The organism is Streptacidiphilus pinicola, assembly GCF_003258295.1.
Lineage (GTDB): Bacteria > Actinomycetota > Actinomycetes > Streptomycetales > Streptomycetaceae > Streptacidiphilus > Streptacidiphilus pinicola.
Genome location: NZ_QKYN01000270.1, coordinates 1 through 4,551, shown reverse-complemented (window position 1 = coordinate 4,551; position 4,551 = coordinate 1). Strand labels below are relative to the sequence as shown.

Sequence of the window (4,551 nt, the reverse complement as noted above, 5' to 3'; positions counted from 1 at the left end):
GGCCCGGATCGCGGGGCGGGGACTGCGGGGGGACGGCCGCGGCGGGCGCGGGCACGCCACGACGCCGGCCGAGCGCCTGCTGAGCGTGCTTCAGCAACCCGGACCGGCCCTCCGGACGACCCTCCGCCGGACGGCCCTCCGCGCGGCGTTCCCCGGGCCGCTCGCCCGGGCGCGTGGCCGGGCCCGGCTCGGCGTCGATGCGGAAGCCGCGGCCGTGCGTGGTGTGCAGGTGGGAGGCGTGGGAGCCGCCGGGCTCGGGCAGCGCACCGGTGCCGGAGGCGGTGTGGCCGCTGAGCGCGGCGCGCTCGGCCCACTCGGGGCGCGGCGTTCCGCCGCCGGCGCGGGTGGAGACGTGGACGGCGCCCTGGCCGTCCGGCACCACCTCGGCCCGGCCGAGCTGCGCCGGGACGGCCGCGACGACCCGCAGCACGCTCTCGCCGAGCTCGATCAGCGCGCCCGGGGTGACCGGGCGCGGCTCCTGGCCGACGGGCGCGCCGTCCAGGACCGTGCCGTTGGTGGAGCCGGAGTCGGCGACGCTGACCTCGCCGTCGGGGCCGACCTCGAGCGCGAGGTGGAAGCGGGAGACGTCCGGGTCGTCGACGGGCACGTCCGCGTCGGCGGAGCGGCCGACGACGACGCGGCCGGGGTGCAGCAGGTGGATGCCGCCCGCGTCGGGACCGGCCACCACGTGCAGGGCGGCGGAGGAGCCGGTGGGCTCGACGGCGTCGTCCGGGTCCGGGGCGTCCAGGCGCAGCACCGCGCCGTCGATCAGCGGCGGGTGGCCGAGGACGGCGCGCTCGTCGAGCCGGCGGCCCTGGGCGTACAGGTGCACGTGCGTCGCGGCGCGGCCCGCGCGGGCGCCGGGGCGTGCGCCCACCGCGCCCGCCAGCGCCGCCGCGACCGAGCCCAGCGTGGTGCCGACCGGCGCGCTCACCAGCACGTCGGCGGCGGGCGCGGCGGCATGCGCCGCCGACGCCACGGACGTCGGCGCGCTCTCGCGCGGCCCAAGCACGGTCAGCCGGATCTGCATGCGCCCTGCCCCTTCCAGCCCGCACGCGATGGTGGTCGCCACGGTGTCGTATGCATCCTCCCATCTGCCGCCGACAGTTCGCGCACGGCACCCGATCGGATGATCTTCGGAACGTATCGCGGCGCAGGAACGTCTGCATCCATGGACGGTCGAGCGGGGCGGCAGCACACGACGCGGTCCTTCGAACGCCGTTAGAGTTGCCGAAAACGCGAGCCCCCGCGGGCGCACAGCACTGCGGCAGGACGAGGAGCACGGGTTGCGGCCGGTTGGCAGTAAGTACCTGCTGGAGGAGCCGCTCGGACGCGGCGCCACCGGGACGGTGTGGCGTGCCCGCGTGCGGGACGACGCGGAGAACGCCCCGGTCACGCCCGGAGCGGTCGTGGCGATCAAGGTCCTCAAGGAGGAGCTGGCCACCGATCCCGACGTGGTCATGCGCTTCCTGCGCGAGCGCGCGGTGCTGTTGCGCCTGGTGCACCCGAACATCGTGCGGGTGCGGGACCTGGTGGTCGAGGGCGAGCTGCTGGCCCTGGTGATGGACCTGGTCGACGGCCCCGACCTGCACCGCTACCTGCGGGCCAACGGGCCGCTCTCGCCGGTGGCCGGCGCGCTGCTGATGGCCCAGATCGCCGACGCGCTCGCCGCCAGCCACGCCGACGGCGTCGTCCACCGCGACCTGAAGCCCGCGAACGTGCTGCTGGCCACGGTCCAGGGCCCGGCCGGCCCGGCCATGCACCCGCTGCTGACCGACTTCGGCATCGCCCGGCTCGCCGACTCCCCGGGCCTCACCCGGACCGCCGAGTTCGTCGGCACGCCCGCCTACGTCGCGCCCGAGTCCGCCGAGGGCCGCGAGCAGAGCGCGGCCGTGGACGTCTACGGCGCCGGGATCATGCTCTACGAGCTGCTGACCGGCCGGCCCCCGTTCCAGGGGGAGGGGCCGCTGCAGGTGCTGCAGGCCCATCTGTCGCAGCGCCCGGAGCGGCCGGCCTCGCTGCCGGAGCCGCTGTGGACGGCGCTGGAGCGCTGCCTGGAGAAGGACCCGGCGCGCCGCCCGACGGCCGTCACGCTGGCCGCCGCGCTGCGCACGGTCGCGGGCGGGATCGGCGTGCACGCCACGCCGTCCGAGATCGAGGCCGCGAACGCGGTGGGCGTGCTGCTCTCCCCGCCCGGCTACCACCCGGGCCTGGCCGGGTCGGAGGACCCGACGGTTCCGCGCGGGGTGTCGACCTCCGGCATGGACGGCGACGCGACGCTGCCGGGCCGGCCCGAGGACGCCCGCACGATGCTGCTCGGCCAGGGCGCGGGCGCCGCGGCCGCCGCCGGCGCTGCCGACCCGACGCAGGTGCTGGCCTCGCAGGGCTTCGTGCCGGGCGCCGCGGACCCGACGGCCGTGCTGCCGCACGCTGCCGCCGGGGGCGGCTTCGGGAACGGACAGGTCGCCGGGGCCGCCGATCCGACCGCGGTGCTGCCGCGGGGCGCGGGCGGAGGCCCTGGTTTCGGCGCGGCACCGGCGGGCGCGGCCGACCCCACGGCCGTGCTGCCGCAATCCGGCCCCGGTGCCCCCGGGCCGGACCGGACCACGATGATGCCGCCGACGGGCGCCGCGGCGGGCACGCCGGACGGCCCGCACCCGTGGCAGTCGCAGCTGCGGCAGGCCCGGGAGCGTTCGGAGCAGACCCGGATCGATTCCTACGGCGAGTTCCCGGTCGAGGACCCCTTCGCCGCCGGGCCGCAGGTCGCTCCGGCGCCGTATCGGGCGCCGCGCCCGGCGCCGTCCGGTCAGGCCCGTCCGCAGGTCGCGCCGCGGCCCTACCAGGAGCGTCCGCAGCGCGGCTACGAGGAGCGGGGTTACGAGGAGCGCCGCACTGAGCCCGCGCGCCGTCCCGAGCCGGCGCGTCGCCCGGAGCCCGCACGCCGCGCACCGGAGCGGGAGCGGGAGCCCGACTACGAGCGCGCGCCGGAGCCCAGGCGGGAGCGGGCGCCGCGTCCGCGCCGTCGGATGCGCATCCCCGGCATGGGCTGCCTGAAGGTGCTCGTCTTCTTCGTCGTGGTCGGCTTCCTGGTCTGGCAGTTCTCGCCGCTGCACGGGTGGATCGACCACGTGGTGAACGTCGTCCACGGCTGGTGGAACCAGGTCGTGCAGTGGTACCACGACATCACCAACACCGCGAACCAGGTGAACAAGGTGCGCAAGTCCATCCCGAAGGTCCCCTCGGGCGGCAACTGACGCAAAGCGGCGGAAGGGGCCGCAGGTTTGACGATTTGTCGACTCCTGACGGCCCGTCCACCCCCTGCTGTCCCCCAAACGGCTCCAAGCCGCGTACTTTGGTCGCTGGCGCGGCCGCGTTCCCGACTGGGGGACAGGCCTCGACTCGGGCCCCGCCCTGACCACCAGCCCCAGATCGCGCACGGAGCAGCCTTGGCACGCAAGATCGGTAGCCGCTACACCGCGCACTCGGTGATCGGCCGCGGCTCGGCCGGGACGGTGTGGCTCGGCGAGGGCCCGGAGGGCCCGGTCGCGATCAAGATCCTGCGCGAGGACCTCGCCTCCGACCAGGTGCTGGTCGGCCGGTTCGTCCAGGAGCGCACCGTCCTCACCAGCCTCGACCACCCGCGCGTCGTCGGCGTGCGCGACCTGGTCGTGGACGGCGACGACCTCGCCCTGGTCATGGAGCTGGTCCACGGCGCCGACCTGCGCTCCCGGCTGGACCGCGAGGGCCCGTTCACGCCGCAGGCGGCCGTCTCCGTGGTCGCCGACGTCGCCGAGGGGCTGGCCGCCGCGCACGCCCAGGGCGTCATCCACCGCGACGTGAAGCCCGAGAACATCCTGCTCGACCAGGCCTCCAGCCCCGGCCCCGGCGGCGCCCCGCGCGCCAAGCTCTCCGACTTCGGCATCGCCCGCCTCGTCGACGCGCCGCGCCGCACCCGCGCCACCCGGATCATCGGCACGCCCGACTACCTCGCCCCGGAGATCATCGAGGGCCTGGAGCCGCGCGCCGCCGTCGACATCTACGCCCTCGCGACGGTCCTCTACGAGCTGCTGGCCGGGTTCACCCCGTTCGGCGGCGGCCACACCGGCGCGGTGCTGCGCCGCCACGTCACCGAGACCGTCCCGCCGCTGCCCGGCCTGCCCGAGCCGCTGTGGAAGGTGCTGGCCCAGTGTCTCGCCAAGGCGCCCGCCTCCCGGCTGCGCGCCGCCGAACTCGCCGCCGGCCTGCGCGAGCTGCTGCCGGGCCTGGCCGGTCTGCCCGCGCTGCGCATCGCCCACCCCGACGCCCCGGCGGTCACTCCGCTGCCCGGCTACGACGGCGACGACGACGGGTACGAGGACGAAGAGGCGGTGGCGCCGCGCCGTCGCCGCGGCTCGGCCGTCCCGCTGGTCCCCGGCAGCGCGCCGGACTCCAACCGGGAGACCCACACCAACCTGCGCCGCCCCCGCCCCGAGGAGCTGACCGGCCTGGCCGAGGCGTCCCGCGCCCAGCGCGCGGCCGCGGTGGCCCTGGCCCTGTCTCTGATAGACATCT

2 protein-coding genes and 1 pseudogene are annotated in these 4,551 nt (G+C 76.8%); 2 read left to right on the top strand and 1 reads right to left on the bottom strand.

The window, feature by feature from the left end; all coding sequences use genetic code 11:
* On the bottom strand, positions 1 to 1,030 hold a 1,030-nt coding region (locus tag DN069_RS41195), incomplete at its 3' end, for an FHA domain-containing protein (RefSeq protein WP_207892425.1).
* A 256-nt stretch (positions 1,031 to 1,286) separates the two neighbouring features.
* Between DN069_RS41195 and DN069_RS39020 the strand changes: the two genes are divergently transcribed.
* Complete coding sequence (locus DN069_RS39020) at positions 1,287 to 3,254, top strand: serine/threonine-protein kinase (RefSeq protein ID WP_111507970.1); 1,968 nt, start codon at positions 1,287 to 1,289, stop codon at positions 3,252 to 3,254.
* 192 nt (positions 3,255 to 3,446) lie between these two features.
* Positions 3,447 to 4,551: pseudogene (locus tag DN069_RS39015) on the top strand (serine/threonine-protein kinase); the annotation flags it as partial.